The sequence below is a fragment of the Kitasatospora sp. A2-31 genome, from assembly GCF_022288725.1.
GTDB lineage: Bacteria > Actinomycetota > Actinomycetes > Streptomycetales > Streptomycetaceae > Kitasatospora.
In genome coordinates, this window is record NZ_JAKNTA010000262.1 from 1 (window position 1) to 1,092 (window position 1,092).

At 76.4% G+C, this 1,092-nt stretch carries 1 protein-coding gene; it reads left to right on the top strand.

The features are described from left to right. A partial coding sequence (locus MCM47_RS44515) for a DUF58 domain-containing protein (protein WP_238951897.1) occupies nucleotides 1-1,092 on the top strand: 1,092 nt, incomplete at both ends.

A 1,092-nucleotide genomic window follows, 5' to 3' on the forward strand; every position in this document is an offset into this window, starting at 1 on the left:
CCAGAGCGCGCTGCTGCACGTCGGCGTCCTGCTCGCCGCCCTCCCGCTGGCCGCCGCCCTGCTGCTGGCCGGCACCCGGTACCGGGTGGCCAGCGGCCGCCGGCTCAGCCCGCACCGGGCCGTCGCCGGCCAGGAGGCCCGGGTCCACCTGCGGATCGACAACGTCTCCCGGGTGCCCACCGGCCTGCTGCTGCTGGAGGACAAGGTCCCGTACGTGCTCGGGCCGCGCCCGCGCTTCGTGCTGGACCGGGTCGAGCCGCGCGGGCACCACGAGGTCTCCTACCGGGTCCGCTCCGACCTGCGCGGCCGCTACCCGCTCGGCCCCCTGCAGCTGCGCCTCGCCGACCCGTTCGGGATGTGCGAGCTGAGCCGTTCCTTCTCCGCCTCCGACGTGCTCACCGTGGTGCCGCAGGTGCAGCAGCTGCCGCACGTCCGGCTCAGCGGCGAGTGGATCGGCCAGGGCGAGAGCCGGGCCCGCACCCTGGCTCTGGCCGGCGACGACGACGTCATCCTGCGCGAGTACCGTCCCGGCGACGACCTGCGCCGGGTGCACTGGAAGTCCACCGCGCGCTACGGCGAGCTGATGGTCCGCCGCGAGGAACAGCCGCAGAAGGCGCGGGCCGCCGTCCTGCTGGACACCCGCGAGATCGGCCACCGGGGCAGCGGCCCGGCATCCTCCTTCGAGTGGGCGGTCGGCTGCGCCGCTTCGGTCGCCGTCCACCTGCTGCAGCGCGGCTACCAGACCCGGCTGCTCACCGACCTCGGCCACTGCGTCCCCGGCCCCGAGGCCGGCGACGGCAACAGCGCGGCCGACGCCTCCGGGCTGATCCTGGACGCGCTCGCCGTGGTCGACCTCTCCGACGGCGCCGGGCTCTCCCGGGCCGAGGACCCGCTGCGGGCCTCCGGCGAGGGCCTGCTGGTCGCCGTCCTCGGCGACCTGGACGAGGAGCAGACCGCCCGCTTGGCGCGGCTGCGCACCCGCACCGGCGGCGCGGTGGCCTTCCTGCTCGACACCGGTACCTGGGCCGGCCTGCGGATGGTCGCCCCCGACACCGGCGGGGAGGAGTTCCAGGCCAGGGTCCGGCAGCTGCG